Origin of the sequence: Enterococcus sp. DIV0561, from assembly GCF_050539875.1 — a bacterium.
Classification (GTDB): Bacteria; Bacillota; Bacilli; order Lactobacillales; family Enterococcaceae; genus Enterococcus; species Enterococcus faecalis.
In genome coordinates this window covers 836734-855007 of sequence record NZ_CP172927.1, presented here as the reverse complement: position 1 = coordinate 855007, position 18274 = coordinate 836734, and the positions used below count along the sequence as shown (strand labels likewise).

The window sequence follows — 18274 nt, the reverse complement described above, 5'->3', positions numbered from 1 at the left end:
CGCAATCGGTTTCGTTATGTTGCCATTATATACTCCTGTTTCCTTTTTGTAAATGCTTTAATTTCAAAAATATTGTGGAAAACAACTCTCTACTACTTAATCCCTTTTTATTTTGTCTTTTAATAGAGCAAATAAAGCTCCTTCTATCCTACCTTTGTTTCAGCTTTTATTCATAAGATTACACTTTTTAAGCATTGACTATTGACTAATGCAATCGGTTGCGTTTATGATAGACCTATCAATAAAATCACTGAGGGGGATTCTCATGAAACAAATCAAACGTTTATTCCAAATTGATCCTTGGAAAATCCGTACTACACACTTAGATAAAGAAAATTTACGTTTACAAGAATCATTAACGAGCATTGGCAATGGCTATATGGGGATGCGGGGAAATTTTGAAGAACACTATTCTGGCGACCACCATCAAGGAACCTATTTAGCAGGTGTTTGGTATCCAGACAAAACACGTGTTGGTTGGTGGAAAAATGGTTATCCTGAATATTTCGGCAAAGTGATTAACGCAATTAATTTCATCGCAATGGACTTACAAATTGATGGACAAACAATTGATTTAGCCACTACACCTTACGAAGATTTTTCTTTAGAATTAGACATGCAAAATGGGGTCCTTTCTCGGCAATTCACCATCCAAACACCGAAGAACAAAGTGCGCTTCTCTTTTGAACGTTTTTTAAGCTTAGAAAAAAAAGAAGCAGCTTACATCCACTTAACAATTGAAATGCTGGAAGGTACAGGCACAATCACTCTTCACTCAAAATTGGATGGCGATGTTCAAAATGAAGACAGCAATTATGAAGAACATTTTTGGGAAGAAAGAGCTATTGAAACACAAGAAACACTTGGCTTTGTTACGACTAAGACCATTCCTAACAACTTTAAAATAGAGCGTTTTACAGTGACTGCAGGCATGCGCCATTTCATCGATGGAGCCGCTGTTGTGCCTACATATACACAACAGCCCTTGGCTTTAACCGCAGAATTGACAGTGTCCTTAAAAGAAGGTGATACGACCGCCATCACAAAAGAAGTGCTTGTCGTTACCAGCCGTGATGTGCCAGAAACGCAACAAATCACACGAGTAAACGAATTATTTGCAGAAATGACTACCTTGTACCCTGAAGCAAAAGCTGGTCAAGCTGCCGCTTGGGCAAAACGTTGGCAATTAGCTGATGTTGTTATTGAAGGAGATGACGAAGCCCAACAAGGCATTCGTTTTAATCTTTTCCAACTTTTCTCAACCTACTATGGTGAAGACGATCGTTTAAATATCGGACCAAAAGGCTTTACTGGCGAAAAATATGGCGGTGCCACATACTGGGATACCGAAGCATATGCTGTCCCACTTTACTTGGCGTTGGCTAAGCCCGAAGTTACTAAAAATCTACTGAAATATCGCCACAATCAATTGCCTCAAGCCATTCATAATGCCCAACAACAAGGGTTAAAGGGTGCGCTTTACCCAATGGTTACTTTTACTGGTGTGGAATGTCATAACGAATGGGAAATCACTTTTGAAGAGATTCACAGAAATGGTGCGATTGCTTATGCGATTTATAATTATGTCAACTATACAGGAGACGAAGACTATCTAAAAGATGCTGGTCTAGAAGTGCTTGTGGCAATCGCTCGTTTTTGGGCAGATCGGGTCCACTTCTCCCAACGTCATAAACAATATATGATTCATGGCGTAACGGGGCCAAATGAATATGAAAATAATATCAACAATAACTGGTATACCAATACCATCGCTGCGTGGGTTCTACGTTACACACGTGAGTCTTATTTAAAATTCCAAGAAGAAACAACGCTCAAAATTGCAGACGACGAATTAGCTAAATGGGCAGACATTGTAGAGAATATGTACTTCCCAGTGGATAATGAATTAGGCATTTTTGTACAACATGACACTTTCTTAGATAAAGATTTAATGCCTGTTTCTGATTTACCACTTAGTGAGCTGCCTTTAAATCAACATTGGTCATGGGATAAAATTTTGCGGTCTTGTTTCATTAAACAAGCCGATGTTCTTCAAGGAATTTATTTCTTTAATGACGCCTTTTCTTTAGAAGAAAAACGCCGGAACTTTAATTTTTACGAACCAATGACTGTCCATGAATCTTCCCTTTCACCAAGCATTCATGCTGTATTAGCTGCTGAATTAGGCATGGAAGAAAAAGCAGTGGAAATGTATCAACGAACAGCGCGCCTTGACTTAGATAATTACAATAATGATACAGAAGATGGCTTACACATTACCTCAATGACTGGTAGTTGGCTAGCGATTGTGCAAGGTTTTGCCCAAATGAAAACGGACCATCAACAACTAAAATTTGCACCCTTTTTACCAGCGACATGGACAGCCTACTCGTTCCACATTAATTACCGGAATCGTTTACTATTTGTTGAAGTTGCAGCAGACCAAGTAGCCTTCACTTTACTCGACGGCCCTGCAATTCCATTAACTGTTTACGATCAAAAACACACATTAAAAGATCGATTGGTTTTACCGATCAGAAAGGAAGAAGTTCATGTTTAAAGGCGTTTTGTTTGATTTAGATGGCGTTATTACTGATACAGCAGAATTTCATTACCACGCTTGGAAAAAATTAGGGAACGAAATTGGAATTTCCATTGACCGTGTTTTCAACGAACAATTGAAAGGTGTAAGCCGTGAAGATTCTCTGCAGTTACTGTTAAAATACGGAAAAAAAGAAGGCACGTTTTCTTCTGAAGAATTTGCCCAGTTAGCGCAACGGAAAAACGATTATTACTTGGAAATGATCCAAGCAATTACGCCTGAAGATGTCTATCCAGGAATTCTTTCTTTATTAACGGAATTACGTGAAGCCAATATTAAAATCGCCTTGGCTTCTGCAAGTAAAAATGGGCCTTTCCTTTTAGAAAAAATGCAATTGACGCCCCTTTTTGATGCCATTGCTAATCCAGCAGACGTCCAGGCAGGCAAACCCGCTCCAGATATTTTCATTTTAGCTGCGAAAGAAATTGATTTGACACCAGCAGAATGTCTTGGCATTGAAGATGCCAAAGCTGGGATTCAAGCGATTCTTGCTAGTGGAGCGCAGCCTGTTGGCGTTGGCCGCAAAGAAGAGTTAGGCGAAGGGTTGCCCATCGTGCCAGAGACGAGCGCTTTAACGTTTGATTACTTAAAAAAAGTGTGGCTTGATCATGAAGGATAATCGTATCACCGTAACCGATATTCCAAACACAAACTTAAAAAAAATTACTTTGAAGAACGACTTTTTAGAAGTCGTTCTTCTCAATTATGGCGCGCGCCTCCATCAACTTTTGATGCCAAACAAAAATAATCATTGGGAAAATATCCTTTTATCGTATGATTCTTATCAAGATGTATTAAAGGATCAAAGCTTTTTTGGCGCCACTGTTGGACCAGTTGCTGGACGCATTCGTAATGGCCATTGGCAGAATGGAATATTAGAACAAAATAGCGACAGTCATCATATCCATGGTGGCTCAAAGGGGTGGTCTTTTCAATATTGGACAGTCGAGCCCTTTGAAAAAAAGGATATCATTGGCGTTGCTTTTCATTTAACCGACACCCTTTCTGGCTATCCCGGACCAATTGAGGCCACCATCACCTACCAGCTAGAGGATAATCATTTACGAATGATCAGTACTGGACGGAGTAAACAGGAAACACTTTTTAATCCTACAAACCACGCCTACTTTAATTTATCTGGCAATGGAAAGTTAGACATTCTGTCACATTTGCTATCTTTGAACTGTCAAGGTATGTTAGAATTAGACGATAATAAGCTGCCTACTGGACGGATTTTACCAGCTTCTGAACTATCCATACGTTTTAATGAACTGACACCTATCGAAACAATCCTCCAACGCTATCCAACTGGGTTAGATGATGTTTTCCCCTTAGTTGGCTCTGACTTAAGACAGCCACAATTATGCTTACAAGAACCTACTTCTGGAAGAAAAATGACGATAGCAACAACGAACCAAAGTATGGTATTATTTTCTACGACTGGTTTTGAGGCTCCTTTTTCTATTAATGGACAAGCGATGCATTCAAACTATGGCTTAGCAATTGAACCTCAAGAGTATCCAGACATTGTTCATCATCCTCAGTGGGGCTCTATTTTATTACCAGCTAATAAAAAGCAAACCTACCAAACGGTTTATCAATTTAACCTTCTATAATCACTAAGAAAGGCGTGGCAAAAATGGCAATTACAGTAAAAGATGTCGCTAAGAAAGCGGGGGTTGCAACTTCAACCGTTTCGCGTGTCATTAACGATCATCCAAGTATTTCTGAATCGACAAAAAAGAAAGTGCGAAAAGTCATGGATGACTTAGGCTATGTGCCAAATATGACGGCACGGAATTTGGGTAAACGAATTTCAAGTGCCATTGGCGTAATTTTACCTCCTTTAGATTCGAAAGAACGGTTAGGGAATCCATTTTATTTAGAAATTATGGAAGCCATCAACGAGGAAGCCCGTCTTTACGATATGACTACTGCTATTGCAACTGCCAAAAGTTTTGATGTACTATTGGAAAACGTTAAAAGAATGCATCTTCAAAAACAAGTGGACGGTTTTATTCTTGTGTATTCAGATAGTAAGGACCCCGTCATTGATTACTTATACGAAAACAACATTCCCTTTACTTTAATCGGTCAACCTTACCAACATGAAACGGAAATAGTTTACGTGGATAATGATAATCAATTATTAGGGAAACAAGCGACAGAATTTTTAATTGAAAACGGCCATAAAAATATTTTATTTGTGACCAATACAACGCATGAAAGTTTGTACTTTGAACGTTACTTTGGTTATCAAAAAGCAATGATGATGCAAGGATTAACTGTTTTACCAAGCGTTGCGTTAGAAAAACCTGAAGATTACATGGCTTTCGATGACATTCTTCATCAAAATAATGCCACGGCGTTGGTGGTGATTGATGATATCTTTGCTTTGCGGACGATGCAACTTGCGCAAATCTATGGTTATCAAGTTCCTGAAACGTTATCCATTATTAGTTTTAACAACTCAATCTTTTCAACATTGACACATCCTTATCTAACAAGCATTGACATCGACACGTCAGAATTAGGTCGAATGGCGATGAAAAAATTATATGAATTAATCCATGAAGAATTGACGAATGGTGTCCGTCTCGTTATTCCTCACAAATTAATTAAGCGTGAAACAGTTATTCCTATTCATTAAAAAAGAAGCGTAAGCAGTTTGACACTGCTTACGCTTCTTTCTATGTGTACGCTCTTATTCGTATGTATTACTTTTATAAAATAACTTTTTGCGAAATTTTTTTCCAAAACGTTTCTTCTTTTGCATCAAATTGAGCTGGTTCCCCGTCAGACAATTTTTCATTTAATAATGATAATTTTTCTTGATGTTTTGCATACTCATCTTTTTTTATTAGCTCTAAACGATACGCACGATCCAAAATCGACTCTCGATAGTTAACATTCATTTTCGTCGCCTTCGCCATTTCTTACATTCCTTCCCAAAATAAATTTTCATTTTTTCGTTAAATTCTTCTATAATTATAACAAAAATATCAGAAAAATAAATATGAAACAAACGATAATTGCGAAAATTTTGTTTTTTCATGCAATTATCGTTCGATTATTTAAGAAATTAAAATTATTAACCAATAATTAATCAATCAGCAAACGCATTAAATGAACATCTAAAAATTCACCTTGGTCTGTTTTGGCGCCTCGAGGCATAATTGCTTCTGTTTCAAACCCTAATTTTTTATAGACGTGAATCGCTCGTTGATTGCGATCCTGTACCGTTAATTCCAAGCGACGAATAACATGACTTTCATGCGCCCAGCGAATAAGTTCTTCCATCAGGATACTGCCCAGTCCATAGCCCCAGTACTCTTTTAAAATACTAATGCCAATTTCACCAATATGCTCCATCCGCTTTTTAGAAGAAGCAGACACAGAAGCGGTCCCAATGATCGCTTTTCCCGCTAATGCCACCAATAAAACATTATTTGGTGATTCATAGAGTGTTGCTAGATTTTCAGCCAATTCTGTTGTCGACATGGCCATTCCTCGCTCATCCATTACCAAATAGGGCGTTTCACTCCCAATTTTTGACATCACAGATAGTAATTGATCCGCATCAGTAGGCACTGCTTCTCGAATAGAAAATGTTTGTTCAGTCATATTCACGAGCCTCCCATGTATTCAGAATCTCTGCTATTCTTTCTTCTGCCAATGGACCAGTTCCACGGAATTCAAGAACTCTCTTGTCAGCTTCTTGAGAATCTTTATTTAAAATAATTTCTAAATAATCTTCTGGCAATTCTTCTTCAATCAAGCTGCCCCATTCTACAACGGATAGCCCATCTCCTTCAAAATACTCATCTAACCCTAATTCATCCGCACCCTCTTCAACACGGTAAACATCCATATGGTATAACGGAAGTCGTCCTTGTGGATATTCGCGGATTATCGTATAGGTGGGACTTTTAATCATTTGGGAAATGCCTAATCCTAAAGCAATCCCTTTCGTCATTGTCGTCTTACCGGCCCCTAAATCACCAGTCAGGACAATTACATCACCAGCTTGTGCCTTTTGTCCAATGATTTTAGCAATTGCTTCTGTTTCCAATGGATTGTTCAGGACAATGTTCATTTTTTTGCCTCCCATCTGCAAGAATCTATGTATGAAAGTATACCGAAAATTCAATAAGTTGACTAGTGGCAGCTTCAAAAAAATAAAGTTGAGGCCCAAGTGTCCTGGGAACCTCAACTTCTACTTTGCTTATTTATCATGCTTTGACATAGTTAATTAGTCGTTCATTAATGTTTGAGCAGCTGTAATGATTGATAATTTATAAACATCTTCTTCGTTTGCACCACGTGATAAATCAGAAACTGGTTTGTTCAATCCTTGTAAGATTGGGCCAATTGCTTCAAAGTTACCTAAACGTTGAGCAATTTTGTAGCCAATATTTCCTGATTGTAAATCTGGGAATACAAAGACTGTTGCTTCTCCAGCCACTTTTGAGTTGGGCGCTTTTAATTGTGCGACAGAAGATACATAAGAAGCATCAAATTGTAATTCACCATCAATCGCATATTCAGGTGCTAATTCTTGCGCAATTTTTGTAGCTTCAGCAACTTTTGTTACTTCTGGTGCTTTTGCAGAACCTTTTGTTGAAAAACTTAACAATGAAACTTTTGGTTCAATGTCAAATAATTCAGCTGTTTTGGCACTATCAACAGCAATTTCAGCTAATTCTTGTGCAGTTGGGTTCACGTTAATCGCGCAGTCTGAGAATAAATATCTTTCTTGGTCACGACCACGAATCATTAAGAAAGCACCACTTGTACGGCTCACGCCTGGTTTTGTTTTAATGATTTGTAACGCAGGGCGAACTGTATCACCTGTTGAGTGGATAGCACCACTAACCATACCATCAGCAATACCCATGTAAGTTAACATAGTACCGAAATAGTTGACATCTTTTAAGATTTTTTCAGCATCTTCTTTAGTAGCTTTTCCATTACGGCGTTCAACAAATGCTTCGACCATTTCATCCCATTTTTCATAATCATTGGGGTTGATAATAATAAAGTTTGATGTGTTGATTCCACGAGCCATAGCAGCATTTGCGATATCTGTTGGATCACCAATTAAGATTGGTTCTACTAATTCATCAGATTTTAAGCGGGCAGCAGCACCTAAGATTCTAGGATCTGTTGCTTCAGGGAAAACAATTTTGATATTACGGCGTACGACTTTAAATTTTAAGCTATCGAATAATTCCACGATAAACCCTCCAGTTTTATATTTACAAAATCCATCATACACTATTCTCAAAGAAAATAACAGTTTTTTCTAGCTGTATTAGTCAAAAAAACCAATAATCCGATAAACTTTTCACAAACTAACTCTTCTACACTATAACAGCATACACTGTTACACTACACTGTTTCAGGAAGTTGCCAATCAATCGGCGTTTCCCCTAAACGTTCTAGAGCAGCATTCGCTTGAGAAAACGGACGTGAGCCAAAAAAACCACGATGCGCTGACAATGGACTTGGATGTGGCGATTTGATAATCACATGCCGAGTCGTATCAATCATTTTAATTTTTTCTTGAGCTGGACGTCCCCATAAAATGAAAACAACGGGTTTTTCACGCTCATTCAACTTTTCGATAATGACATCTGTCAGTTGCTCCCACCCTTTACCTCGATGGGAATAGGCTTGACCTGCCCGAACAGTCAACACAGTATTTAATAATAACACGCCTTGTTTGGCCCAGCTTTCTAAAAAGCCATGGTTGACGGGTTGGTACCCTAAATCAGCTTGTAATTCTTTGTAAATATTCGCAAGAGATGGCGGCACTTTCACACCTGGCTGGACAGAGAAACTTAGTCCGTGTGCTTGATTGGGTCCATGATATGGGTCTTGTCCCAAAATTACTACTTTTACTTCTTCAAAAGGGGTTAGTTCTAACGCTGAAAATAAATGATACATATCTGGATAAATCGTTTGTGTCTGATATTCTTTTTTCAAAAATTCCCGCAATTCTTGATAATACGGTTTTTCAAATTCAGCAGATAAAACGGTTTGCCAACTATTGTGAATAATTTCTTTCATAATGCTCACTCCTTCGCTCTCTAAGCATAACGAATTTCTCCAAACCTGACAAGAAATTTCTGGGTACTTTCTCTTGGAAAAACGTGGTAAACTATAGGTAAGCTTTAAATAGATAATGAGGTGTAGAGAATCGATGATTAAATTAATTGCTTCAGATATGGATGGAACACTTTTAGATGCAAAAATGAGCATCACAAATGATAACGCTTCAGCAATTCGCGAAGCGGAACGTTTAGGAATCGAATTTATGGTTGCTACTGGCCGCGCATATACCGAAGCGAAACCCGCGTTAGAAGAAGCCGGAATTGACTGCGCCATGATTACTTTAAACGGCGCCCAAGTATTCGACAAAGATGGACACTCACTTTTCACGGCTGGGATCGAAAAAGAAACAGTAACAGAAGTACTAACTATTTTGAGTCAACACAATGTTTACTATGAAATCTCTACAAATAAAGGTATTTTTTCTGAACATCAAGAAAAAAGAATTGAAAACTTTGCCGCTCATATTGCAGAATCCATGCCCCATTTAACTTATAAAGTGGCGATTGCCATGGCTTCAGCACACCTATCTTTATTGCATATTACCTATGTCGATCGTTTAGACGACATTTTAAAAGATGATTCGATTGAAGTCCTTAAAATTATTGGCTTCAGTATGGATGGGCCGAAAGTATTAGGTCCTGCTGGGATGGAAGTAGAAGAACTAGATGATTTGGTTGTTACCTCTTCTGCGCTTAATAATATTGAAATTAACCACCGCCTAGCACAAAAAGGGATTGCGGTTGCGCGCGTCGCTAAAGAACGTGGGATTCCCGCTGAACAAGTCATGACTATTGGTGATAATTTAAATGACGTCAGCATGATTCAATGGGCTGGGGTAAGTTTTGCAATGGGCAATGCCGAACTGGAATTAAAAGAATATGCTAAATATGAAACAGCCACTAATTTAGAAAATGGTGTTGGCGAAGCCATCCTGCGTGCAATAAGAGAAGATTTGTAATAAGCACTACCAGTTACAGCACTCATTTATATATAGAAAGGAGATCGTGTCGTGTCTGAATTTTTTATTCAAGAACAACAGTTAGGAAAAGTTACGCGAACCATCGTGAAAGACCAAGCAGGCCGTTCACTTTTTCTATTGGTGGGGCGCTGGGGCACACGAGGAGATGCGCTTTCTTTATATGCAATGAACGGAGAAATTTTAGCCAGTATTAAACAAGTTTCTTGGACTTTTGGCACACGATTTGAGTTATATCAGCGTTTTGAAAAAGTGGGTACTCTACGGAAACTGTTCAATTTGAATGCTGATTTCTATTATGTTCAAGGCCTTCACTGGGCAGTTGTTGGGGATATCAAAGCGCACCAATATTCAATTTATCAAGTCCATAAAAAAATCATGTCAATGGATAAAACCATGCTTTGTACAGGCGACTATTTTGTTTTAACTGTTGCCAATGATGAGGACGCACCGTTGTGCATCTGCATAGCAGCTGTCCTTGACTACTGGTTATATAATAAGAAAAAACAAAAAACTTCCGATGATTTTGGATTAGATTTTGATCCTTTAACGGATTAATGAAAAATAGAGTCTGGGACAAAAATCACTTTGGATTTTTGTCCCAGGCTTAAAAATTGATAAACGGCGGGAACAGAAGCAACTCCTTCGGAAATAAGCCGAAATTATCCAAAAATTATAGAACAATTTTCGGAAATTCCTTCTTATTTCTCGGAGTTAAACGCTTCTGTCCCGACCTCTATTTTTACACTTCTTTTTGCATATGATTGTATAAGTGACCACTAATAGTCATTGTTGTGACATCTTTAAAGCCTTTGCTTGCGTATAACTTTCTCGCCCCTGGATTGTCAAAATCAACATTTAGACCTAAAGCTCGCTTCCCGCTAGCTTTAGCTACTTCAGGTAAAGCATCTAATAACTTAGAACCAATGCCCATTCCACGGAAACGTTCATCCACTGAAATCGTGTCTAAATACCATTCATTAGGCAAAGTTTCTTCTTCAATAAATAGCCGAACATCTTCTGCTAAGCCATGTTTTTTAAAGACTTCTCTTAAAGGTTCATCAATAATCTTTTCATCTTCCGCAGGATAGCCGACAGCAATCCCTGCAACTTCACCTGCATGTTCATAAACTAAAATTCGTTGATAGCCATAGCGATAGGTTGGATACGCCGTTGCCTCTGCTAATAGGTCAATCATTTGTTCTTCTGAGACTTCTTCTAAAATTGGTAACTCCATATCTTTTAAAATAACTAGGACCAGCCGAGCAATCGCTTGACCGTCTTCTTTTGTTGCCGAGCGAATCATTGTAATTCTCCTTTACATTTAACTAAAAAAAAACTGGCTACTATCATTACTGACTTAGCCAATTCCTTTTATCTTGTCTTTAGTATAACAAATTTATTATTGAATTTCTACTGTAACCTGACGTCGTCCCCAAGCAATGCATTGCTCTACCGAATCAAAATGAACATCAATAATATTCCCTTGAATAGCGCCACCTGTATCTCCAGCAATAGCAAAGCCATAACCAGAGACTTTCACTAATGACCCCAGAGGAATTACGCTCGGATCAACTGCAATCACATTGCTTTGTTTACTTAAGTCAATGCCAGTAGCACTTAGATTACTTGCACCAGCTTCGCGCCAAGAATAAGCAGTTGATTCCATCTGAAGCACACGACCAGAGCCAGTTCCTGGTGTTGATGATTCGTCTGTCGTTGATTCTGTCGTTGATGACGATTCGGATGAACTAGCAGAACTTGAAGATTCAGTGCTACTGCTTTCTGTACTTGTAGAAGAGCTTGATGCTTGACTGCTTGACTCTTCAGCAGCTTCGGCTTCTAGTTTAGCCGCCGCATCTGCTTGCGCTTGTTTGTCGGCAGCTGCTTGTTTCTTCGCTGCTTCTGCTTTGGCAGTTTCTGCCGCACGTTTTTTCTGTGCCTCAGCTGCTGCTTTTTCGCTGACTAAGCGTTGTTGCTCTTTTTGTTTGTCTGTCGAAATTTGAGCCAATAATTCTTCATTATTCGCCATTTTTTCTTTTAACTCAGAGACTTTATTATTCATTGAAGAAGCTTCAACTTGTAATTTCTCTTCATTTTGTTTTAAAGTTGTTTGCGTATTTTCAACTTTTTCTTGTAATGCAGCTAACTTTTCTTTTTCGCTAGTTAAGCTTTCAATCTTTTCCCGTTCAAAGTTTTGTAAAACGGTCATGGCGTAGGCCCGATTAAAGAAATCTGATAAATTTTCTGCATCTAATAAGGCTTGCCAAGTACGTTGGTCGCCATTTAATTGAATATCCTTCATACGATCGCCAACAGCTTCTTTACGACGAGAAATATTTTTTTCTGTTTTTTCTATTTCCTCTTTCGAAGTTTTCAACGTCTCTTCCGCTTTTGAAATTTGCGTTTTTAAACGTTCGATTTCCGCATATTTAGCATTTACATCATCTAAGGCTGAATTGATTTCTTTACTAATTAACTCCCCAGATTGTTTCGCTTGCGCTTCTTTTTCTTGCAACGAATCAAGTGATTCTGCTGCCGCAGCGACTGGAAGTCCAAAATTGATAAGCATCATTGTTGTTAAAAATGGTATCAACTTTTTAACCTTCACTAAATCCAACACCTTTCCTAACTTATCTAAAACACCTACTCATTATACTAGTCAGGAGGGCTTGTTTTATTTCAATCGTGTTACAATTTGTTACAATTTAAATGCAACTCTTTTTTTATCCTGCGTTTATTCATTAGTCCATTTCTATCTCAATTCTTTAAGAATTTCTTAAGACGCCTTAAAAACTAGCTTTTGACGATTTTTCTTTTTTTCATCCCATTAGACCATTGATTGAAATATTTTGTAATATTTTTTGTTAATTATTGGCCTTTTTTCTTCAAATCTTCTAAGAGATGCCGCACTTCTTTGGAATTTTTAATGTTTTTTAAAGTTAGTTTTGGGTAATTGTTAATAAAACGACGTTGTTGGAAATTTAATCGATTTTGGAAATGCTCTTTTTTGGTTCGCTCTTTTAACTTCTGCCAATCAGCTGTAGCAATTTCCATTTTTGTGTTCAACCGTTGCTTAAATTCTTGTTGGTTCGTTTCCAACGTTTGTCCCATCTCGGTAATAAGTTTTTTGAAACCTTGCATGTTCAGCAACGTATAAATTAAGTCAAGCCCCATTACAATCACTATGCAAAGGGCTAAGTAGTTGCCAAAGGTTACTTGTAAAAAGCTGACAACTTTGGCGATTTCTGGTTGAATAACTTTGACAATCAAGACACACCCCAATCCCCAAAAAAGAGAAACCGGTAAAGCCACGCGACCGTTTAAATTAAAAGGTACATCATGATAATCCCACCAAGAGGCATGGAACAGTTTTTCCAAGCCATAACTAGTGACATATTCTAAAATTGTCACTAAAACAGCCGATCCGATATACAATACCAAGAGATTGTTTTCAAAGGGTTCCACAAAATAGAGAACGCTTAAGACCCCAAATCCATAAATAGGACAATAGGGCCCTACCAAAAATCCTCGATAAACAAATTTTTTAGCTTTTAATGAACAATACACCGTTTCCCATAACCAACCGATAAAGGAATAAATAAAAAATAACAAAATAATCTGACTCATTTTTTCCATGTTTCTACCACTCTCCACTTCTTTACTCTTTTCTTCTATTTTACCAGAAGTTAAGAAAATGTAGCGAACAACTTTCTTTCATTGAAAGATTAGGCTACAATGAGAGCAGCAAAGGGAGGAATCTTATGTTTGGTTTATTGAAATACGCAAAAAATTATCGAAAACAAATTATCCTCGGTCCAGTCTTCAAATTTTTAGAAGCTTGTTTCGAGTTAGTCTTGCCCTTATTCATGGCTCACTTAGTCGATGTCGGTATTCGTCAAAACGACCGACAGACTGTCATAGAAATGGCCCTCTGGATGCTTGTTATGTCGTTAGTTGGTTTATTTTTTGTCATGATTTGTCAATATTATGCTTCAGTCGCTTCGCAAGGTTTTGGGACGGAGCTAAGAAATCAATTAATGAAAAAAATTAATCAGCTTTCACACAAAGAATTGAATAGTTTTGGTACAGATACCCTCATCACTCGGATCACAAACGATATCAACCAGCTTCAATTGGCTTTAGCGATGTTTATTCGGTTGGTCATTCGGACACCTTTTTTAAGTATCGGTTCTGTGGTCATGGCTTTTTACATTGACGTGCAGATGGGCTTTCTTTTCCTATTACTTTTACCAATTTTTAGCCTTATTCTCTTTATTATCATTAAAGTGACTGTGCCTTTATATCAAAAAGTCCAAGAATATTTGGATCGGTTAAACCGTCAAATCAGCCAAAACTTAAGCGGTGTCCGTGTGATCCGTGCGTTTGCTAGAAAGGAAACAGAGCAACGACATGTTGATAAAGCTTCAGAGGATTTAGGCGATATTTACATTCGTGTATCGAATGTCTCTGCTTTATTAACGCCTTTAACCACTTTGATTATGAATGTTGGAATTTTATTTTTACTTTATTTTAGTGGCTTAAAAGTTTCTTTTGGTTCTCTGCAACAAGGGGAAGTTTTAGCCTTGATCAATTATATGAATCAAATGATGCTCGCTTTAATTGTTGCTTCTAATCTCGTGGTAATTTTTACGCGAGCCGCCGCTTCCGCAAACCGTGTCAATGAGGTTTTAACTGTAGAAAGTCAGTTAACAGATACACCAGAATCAGCAAAAACATCGCCACAATTTGGTGATATTACCTTTGACCATGTAGATTTTCGCTATGAACCAGAGGCCGGTTTGGCTTTGGAAAATATCAATTTTACGATTCCTAAAGGCTCAATTCTCGGCATCACAGGACCTACCGGCAGCGGGAAAAGTACCTTAACCCAACTCATTCCCAGATTTTATGATGTGAGTGCAGGAAACCTTTTTATTAATGGTATAAATGTGCGCGATTGGCCGCTCTTTACTTTACGCCAACAAGTGGCAAGTGTCCCACAAACTGCCGTCTTATTTACAGGGACTATTCGAGAAAACTTACAATGGGGCAAACCAAATGCAACTGATGAAGACTGTTGGGAAGCATTAGCTATCGCCCAATGTAAAGAATTTGTTGAACAATTAGACCAAGGGTTAGACACGCCTGTTAACGAAGGCGGAAAAAACTTTTCTGGTGGACAAAGACAACGGTTGACCATTGCCCGTGCCTTGATTAGGAAACCACATTTACTTATTTTAGATGATTCCTTGAGTGCCCTCGACTATCAAACAGATTTGAATCTGCGCCGTGCTTTACAAAAAGAACGAGCAGAGACAACCGTTATTTTAATTTCACAACGCGTGAGTTCGATTGCTACGGCGAATCAAATTTTAGTCCTAGATAGTGGAAAAGTCGCTGGCCTTGGCACCCACGAAGAATTACTTACTTCTTCTAAAGAGTATCAAGAAATCGTTGCATCACAGGAGGAGGATACCCATGCAAACTAAAAAAATTCATTTTGGTGCCTTCTCACGTTTTAAGCCGTATTTACTACGCTATCCAAAAGAAATTATCGGCGCCTTAATCCTAGGAATTCTCAGTGGTTTTTCGACTGTCCTCATGACTTATTATATAGGTAAATCCGTTGATACAATGGTTGGTAAAGGGCAAGTCAATGCTGCACAACTCATCAAAATTTTAGGTTTATTAGCAGGGATTTTACTCGTAACCGTTCTAAGTCAATGGCTGATTCAACGTCTCGGTAATCGCGTGTCTTATTTATCGACCACACAGCTGAGAAAAGATGCCTTTGCCCATTTAAATCAATTACCGTTAAGTTATTATGACCAAACATCACACGGAAATATCGTCAGTCGCTTTACCAACGATATTGACAATATTTCAATGGCTTGCTCGGCTGTCTTCAACCAATTATTTTCTGGCATGGCCACCGTCGTTGTTGCTTTGCTCTTTATGATTCGGCTAAGTCCTCTGCTCACATTAGTGGTTCTTATCAGTACGCCGATTATTTTTATTGTAAACTGGCTTGTTGCAAAAGCTTCACAAAAAAACTTTGCTGCACAACAAACGATTGTTGGTGAAATTTCCGGCTTCGTTTCAGAAATGGTTGGCAACCAAAAAATTGTTAAAGCCTTTCAACAAGAACAAGCTACGCAAGAAACATTTGAAGCATTGAATCAAACGTTGTATGAAAAAGGACAGAAGGCTCAGTTTTCTTCCTCCTTAACCAACCCACTTTCTCGATTTATCGACCATTTATCTTATTTATCGATTGGATTAGTCGGTGGCTTGTTAGTTTTAAGTGGCAATCCTTTAGTCACAGTTGGTGTTATTTCCAGTTTCACCATTTACTCTAGTCAGTTTTCTAAACCTTTTATTGAACTCTCAGGAATCACCAACCAAATCCAAGCAGCCTTAGCTGGATTGGAACGTACTTTTGATATGATGGATCAACCAGTTGAACGTCCTGATGCCCCGAACGCAATTGTTTTGAAAGAAGCGCGAGGCCGTGTTGAATTTAAAGACGTTGATTTTTCTTACACGCCGACGCGACCTTTAATCGAAAACTTTAATTTAATTGCTGAACCAGGAGAAACAATTGCCATTGTTGGGCGAACTGGTGCGGGTAAATCAACATTAGTGAATTTGTTAATGCGCTTTTACGAGGTCGACCGTGGCCAAATTACGGTTGATACTCACGACATTACTCAAATTACTCGGGATAGCTTGCGAAAAAGTTTTGGTATGGTTCTCCAAGATACTTGGCTATTCGATAGTTCCATTCGGGAAAATTTAACGTACGGAAATCCTGAAGCCTCTGACGAAGAAATTATAGAAGCCATGAAAAAAGCCCATATTTTTGATTTCGTCATGCGTTTACCTCAAGGACTAGATACCGAGATTGGTTCTCAAGGCGTTAAAATTTCTGAAGGACAACGACAACTAATGACTATTGCACGCACGATGATTAGTAATCCGCCGATGCTTATTTTAGATGAAGCGACCAGTTCAGTTGATACGTTGACTGAGCAAAAAATTCAGGATGCTTTTTTACAAATGATGACTGGCCGGACCAGTTTTGTTATTGCCCATCGCTTAGCAACAATCAAAAGTGCTGAAAAAATTCTAGTTATGGACAATGGTCAAGTAGTTGAAATTGGCACCCATGACGAATTATTGCAAAAAGAACAGGGTTATTATCGTGACCTTTACGAAGCACAGTTTAATCAAAAAGCACAATAAAAAAGAGTCACTTTTCTGGGATGATGAAAAGTGACTCTTTTAATTTTAAATTTATTGATCTAATTCAGATAATGGCTTTCCAAATAAACGTTTAAAGGGAATTTTATTGCCTAAATAATAAGTGGCAATTACTTGAATAGGAAAGAAAATAACTGTTTTAATTAAGCGTGGCACCCACCAAGCAAAATTTGCTAGATTGACGCCATACATTAAACTTAACCACAAAGGAGTTAAAATGATATTAATTAAAACGGTGACCAACAATGTCGCCAAAATCACTCGTTGCCATGTCATTTCTTTCTTATAATAGAAATAACCATAAATAGCACCAGCCAAAAAGGCATTTAAAGTAAACCCAGGAAAATAGCCTGCCTTTGGAAAAAGCAGCATTCCTACTACATCAGCCACCGCCGTGCCGATTCCAGCCCAAAAAGGTCCGAAAATCATCCCAATCAATGATTCTGGGATAAACGTGAAACTGATTTTTAAAAACGTTGTTTCATACGCAAAAAAGCGTGAAAAGACAACGACCACCGCAATGAGTACGCCCATTAACGCAATGGATTTTGTGCCAAATTTTTTCTTTGTCATTTTTAGCATCTCCTCTAAGAGCTGCTACATGACGAACCATGCAGCGAATGCGAAAACAAAACCGCGAACATTAAAAAGCTGAACGTGTTGTTCTGATGATAAGCAAAGTAAGAACCTTTGCTTTCTAGCAACACACTGTTTATGTTCTTCGTCCAAAAGGCAACATCCCATCCTTTTAGCACTTAACGCTTTGTCTCCTACTCTGTTATTTTATTTGGACAAAAGTCCTCATAAAATATACCACAAAATAGTCAAAATAACCATTAAGGTTCTCTAAAAAGCTAACGGTCGACGATCCCCTTCATGGATAACCTCACGGAAGTCCGCAAACCCCGCCTCGACACCTCTCAAAAGAATTTCAGCACTGCCGATATTGGTCGCTAAAGGAATTTCATAGACATCACTTAGACGAATCAAAGCCGTCACATCTGGTTCATGCGGTTGCGCGGAAAGAGGATCTCTTAAAAAAATAACTAAATCAATGTTGTCTTCTGATATCATTGCGCCAATCTGTTGATCCCCACCTAATGGCCCCGATTTAAAGCAATGCACGGGTAAGCCAGTTGCTTCCATCACTTTCATGCCTGTCGTTCCCGTTGCATACAATTCATGTTTTTCTAAAATATGTTTATAAGCGGTTGCTAGTTTGATCATTAATGTTTTTTTACGATCATGAGCGATTAAAGCGATTTTCATGTTATCCAACTCCTGTCTTTGTTATATTATAACAAAAGTTTAGC

18 protein-coding genes and 1 riboswitch are annotated in these 18274 nt (G+C 38.2%); of the genes, 8 read left to right on the top strand and 10 right to left on the bottom strand.

Annotated features, from left to right (window positions below; translation table 11 throughout):
• Positions 1-265 precede the first annotated feature (265 nt).
• Genes IGM13_RS04145 through bopD form a run of 4 tightly spaced genes read left to right on the top strand, consistent with a single transcriptional unit; the run spans position 266 to position 5252 of the window.
• The gene (locus tag IGM13_RS04145) at positions 266-2560 is read left to right on the top strand and encodes a glycoside hydrolase family 65 protein (RefSeq protein ID WP_025188637.1); all 2295 of its coding nucleotides are present in this window, start codon (positions 266-268) and stop codon (positions 2558-2560) included.
• Positions 2553-3221, top strand: coding sequence for a beta-phosphoglucomutase (gene pgmB, locus IGM13_RS04140; protein WP_002355844.1), 669 nt, complete (start codon positions 2553-2555; stop codon positions 3219-3221). Before IGM13_RS04145 ends, pgmB begins: the two co-directional genes overlap by 8 nt.
• Entirely contained in the window at positions 3211-4218 is a 1008-nt protein-coding gene (locus IGM13_RS04135; protein WP_002419360.1) for an aldose epimerase family protein, read from the top strand. The genes pgmB and IGM13_RS04135 overlap by 11 nt, the downstream gene beginning before the upstream one ends.
• Positions 4219-4241: 23 nt before the next feature.
• Positions 4242-5252: a LacI family transcriptional regulator BopD gene (gene bopD / locus IGM13_RS04130; RefSeq protein ID WP_002358859.1), complete on the top strand. Its 1011-nt coding sequence runs from the start codon at positions 4242-4244 to the stop codon at positions 5250-5252.
• Between the two features lie 73 nt (positions 5253-5325).
• Here bopD and IGM13_RS04125 read toward each other — a convergent pair whose 3' ends face one another.
• From IGM13_RS04125 to IGM13_RS04105, 5 genes are all read right to left on the bottom strand, one after another.
• Positions 5326-5535 (bottom strand): hypothetical protein, encoded by a 210-nt coding sequence (locus tag IGM13_RS04125; protein WP_002355840.1) that lies wholly within the window; start codon positions 5533-5535, stop codon positions 5326-5328.
• A gap of 169 nt (positions 5536-5704) precedes the next feature.
• The gene (locus IGM13_RS04120) at positions 5705-6226 is read right to left on the bottom strand and encodes a GNAT family N-acetyltransferase (RefSeq protein ID WP_002383374.1); all 522 of its coding nucleotides are present in this window, start codon (positions 6224-6226) and stop codon (positions 5705-5707) included.
• Positions 6219-6713, bottom strand: coding sequence for a tRNA (adenosine(37)-N6)-threonylcarbamoyltransferase complex ATPase subunit type 1 TsaE (gene tsaE / locus IGM13_RS04115; RefSeq protein WP_002419361.1), 495 nt, complete (start codon positions 6711-6713; stop codon positions 6219-6221). The genes IGM13_RS04120 and tsaE overlap by 8 nt, the downstream gene beginning before the upstream one ends.
• Positions 6714-6854: 141 nt before the next feature.
• Positions 6855-7838 carry a phosphate acetyltransferase gene (pta, locus tag IGM13_RS04110; RefSeq protein ID WP_002355836.1) on the bottom strand — a complete coding sequence of 328 codons (984 nt, stop codon included), beginning with the start codon at positions 7836-7838 and terminating at the stop codon, positions 6855-6857.
• Between the two features lie 155 nt (positions 7839-7993).
• Positions 7994-8674, bottom strand: a complete 681-nt coding sequence (locus tag IGM13_RS04105) for a uracil-DNA glycosylase (protein ID WP_002363309.1) — start codon at positions 8672-8674, stop codon at positions 7994-7996.
• A 133-nt stretch (positions 8675-8807) separates the two neighbouring features.
• Between IGM13_RS04105 and IGM13_RS04100 the strand changes: the two genes are divergently transcribed.
• Together IGM13_RS04100 and IGM13_RS04095 are read left to right on the top strand one after the other, a co-directional pair.
• Positions 8808-9677 (top strand): Cof-type HAD-IIB family hydrolase, encoded by an 870-nt coding sequence (locus IGM13_RS04100; protein ID WP_002383369.1) that lies wholly within the window; start codon positions 8808-8810, stop codon positions 9675-9677.
• A 51-nt stretch (positions 9678-9728) separates the two neighbouring features.
• Positions 9729-10253 (top strand): LURP-one-related/scramblase family protein, encoded by a 525-nt coding sequence (locus IGM13_RS04095; RefSeq protein ID WP_002355833.1) that lies wholly within the window; start codon positions 9729-9731, stop codon positions 10251-10253.
• A 184-nt stretch (positions 10254-10437) separates the two neighbouring features.
• Here IGM13_RS04095 and IGM13_RS04090 read toward each other — a convergent pair whose 3' ends face one another.
• The 3 genes from IGM13_RS04090 to IGM13_RS04080 all read right to left on the bottom strand — a co-directional run bounded on the left by IGM13_RS04090 (position 10438) and on the right by IGM13_RS04080 (position 13334).
• A complete protein-coding gene (locus IGM13_RS04090; protein ID WP_002383368.1) occupies positions 10438-11001 on the bottom strand; it encodes a GNAT family N-acetyltransferase in 564 nt (187 codons plus the stop codon).
• A 96-nt stretch (positions 11002-11097) separates the two neighbouring features.
• A complete protein-coding gene (locus IGM13_RS04085) occupies positions 11098-12318 on the bottom strand; it encodes a 3D domain-containing protein (protein ID WP_002383367.1) in 1221 nt (406 codons plus the stop codon).
• Between the two features lie 248 nt (positions 12319-12566).
• The gene (locus IGM13_RS04080; protein ID WP_002383366.1) at positions 12567-13334 is read right to left on the bottom strand and encodes a putative ABC transporter permease; all 768 of its coding nucleotides are present in this window, start codon (positions 13332-13334) and stop codon (positions 12567-12569) included.
• Positions 13335-13459: 125 nt separating this feature from the next.
• On the opposite strand from IGM13_RS04080, the gene IGM13_RS04075 reads away from it, so the two are divergent.
• Complete coding sequence (locus IGM13_RS04075; protein WP_002419362.1) at positions 13460-15187, top strand: ABC transporter ATP-binding protein; 1728 nt, start codon at positions 13460-13462, stop codon at positions 15185-15187.
• Positions 15177-16943 (top strand): ABC transporter ATP-binding protein, encoded by a 1767-nt coding sequence (locus IGM13_RS04070; protein WP_002355825.1) that lies wholly within the window; start codon positions 15177-15179, stop codon positions 16941-16943. Before IGM13_RS04075 ends, IGM13_RS04070 begins: the two co-directional genes overlap by 11 nt.
• 51 nt (positions 16944-16994) lie before the next feature.
• Here IGM13_RS04070 and IGM13_RS04065 read toward each other — a convergent pair whose 3' ends face one another.
• Together IGM13_RS04065 and mgsA are read right to left on the bottom strand one after the other, a co-directional pair.
• Positions 16995-17543, bottom strand: coding sequence for a folate family ECF transporter S component (locus tag IGM13_RS04065; RefSeq protein WP_002385065.1), 549 nt, complete (start codon positions 17541-17543; stop codon positions 16995-16997).
• Between the two features lie 30 nt (positions 17544-17573).
• Positions 17574-17741, bottom strand: a riboswitch (THF riboswitch).
• Positions 17742-17807: 66 nt separating this feature from the next.
• Positions 17808-18230 (bottom strand): methylglyoxal synthase, encoded by a 423-nt coding sequence (gene mgsA / locus IGM13_RS04060; protein WP_002355823.1) that lies wholly within the window; start codon positions 18228-18230, stop codon positions 17808-17810.
• Positions 18231-18274: the final 44 nt, after the last annotated feature.

Excerpts from the sequence above, each read along its gene's own strand:
- IGM13_RS04100 (WP_002383369.1), top strand. The coding sequence starts at position 8,808 with ATGATTAAATTAATTGCTTCAGATATGGATGGAACACTTTTAGATGCA.
- IGM13_RS04105 (WP_002363309.1), bottom strand. The coding sequence starts at position 8,674 with ATGAAAGAAATTATTCACAATAGTTGGCAAACCGTTTTATCTGCTGAA.
- IGM13_RS04090 (WP_002383368.1), bottom strand. The coding sequence starts at position 11,001 with ATGATTCGCTCGGCAACAAAAGAAGACGGTCAAGCGATTGCTCGGCTG.
- bopD (WP_002358859.1), top strand. The coding sequence starts at position 4,242 with ATGGCAATTACAGTAAAAGATGTCGCTAAGAAAGCGGGGGTTGCAACT.
- tsaE (WP_002419361.1), bottom strand. The coding sequence starts at position 6,713 with ATGGGAGGCAAAAAAATGAACATTGTCCTGAACAATCCATTGGAAACA.
- IGM13_RS04145 (WP_025188637.1), top strand. The coding sequence starts at position 266 with ATGAAACAAATCAAACGTTTATTCCAAATTGATCCTTGGAAAATCCGT.
- IGM13_RS04065 (WP_002385065.1), bottom strand. The coding sequence starts at position 17,543 with ATGCTAAAAATGACAAAGAAAAAATTTGGCACAAAATCCATTGCGTTA.
- IGM13_RS04080 (WP_002383366.1), bottom strand. The coding sequence starts at position 13,334 with ATGGAAAAAATGAGTCAGATTATTTTGTTATTTTTTATTTATTCCTTT.
- IGM13_RS04125 (WP_002355840.1), bottom strand. The coding sequence starts at position 5,535 with ATGGCGAAGGCGACGAAAATGAATGTTAACTATCGAGAGTCGATTTTG.
- IGM13_RS04070 (WP_002355825.1), top strand. The coding sequence starts at position 15,177 with ATGCAAACTAAAAAAATTCATTTTGGTGCCTTCTCACGTTTTAAGCCG.
- IGM13_RS04135 (WP_002419360.1), top strand. The coding sequence starts at position 3,211 with ATGAAGGATAATCGTATCACCGTAACCGATATTCCAAACACAAACTTA.
- IGM13_RS04120 (WP_002383374.1), bottom strand. The coding sequence starts at position 6,226 with ATGACTGAACAAACATTTTCTATTCGAGAAGCAGTGCCTACTGATGCG.
- mgsA (WP_002355823.1), bottom strand. The coding sequence starts at position 18,230 with ATGAAAATCGCTTTAATCGCTCATGATCGTAAAAAAACATTAATGATC.
- IGM13_RS04075 (WP_002419362.1), top strand. The coding sequence starts at position 13,460 with ATGTTTGGTTTATTGAAATACGCAAAAAATTATCGAAAACAAATTATC.
- pgmB (WP_002355844.1), top strand. The coding sequence starts at position 2,553 with ATGTTTAAAGGCGTTTTGTTTGATTTAGATGGCGTTATTACTGATACA.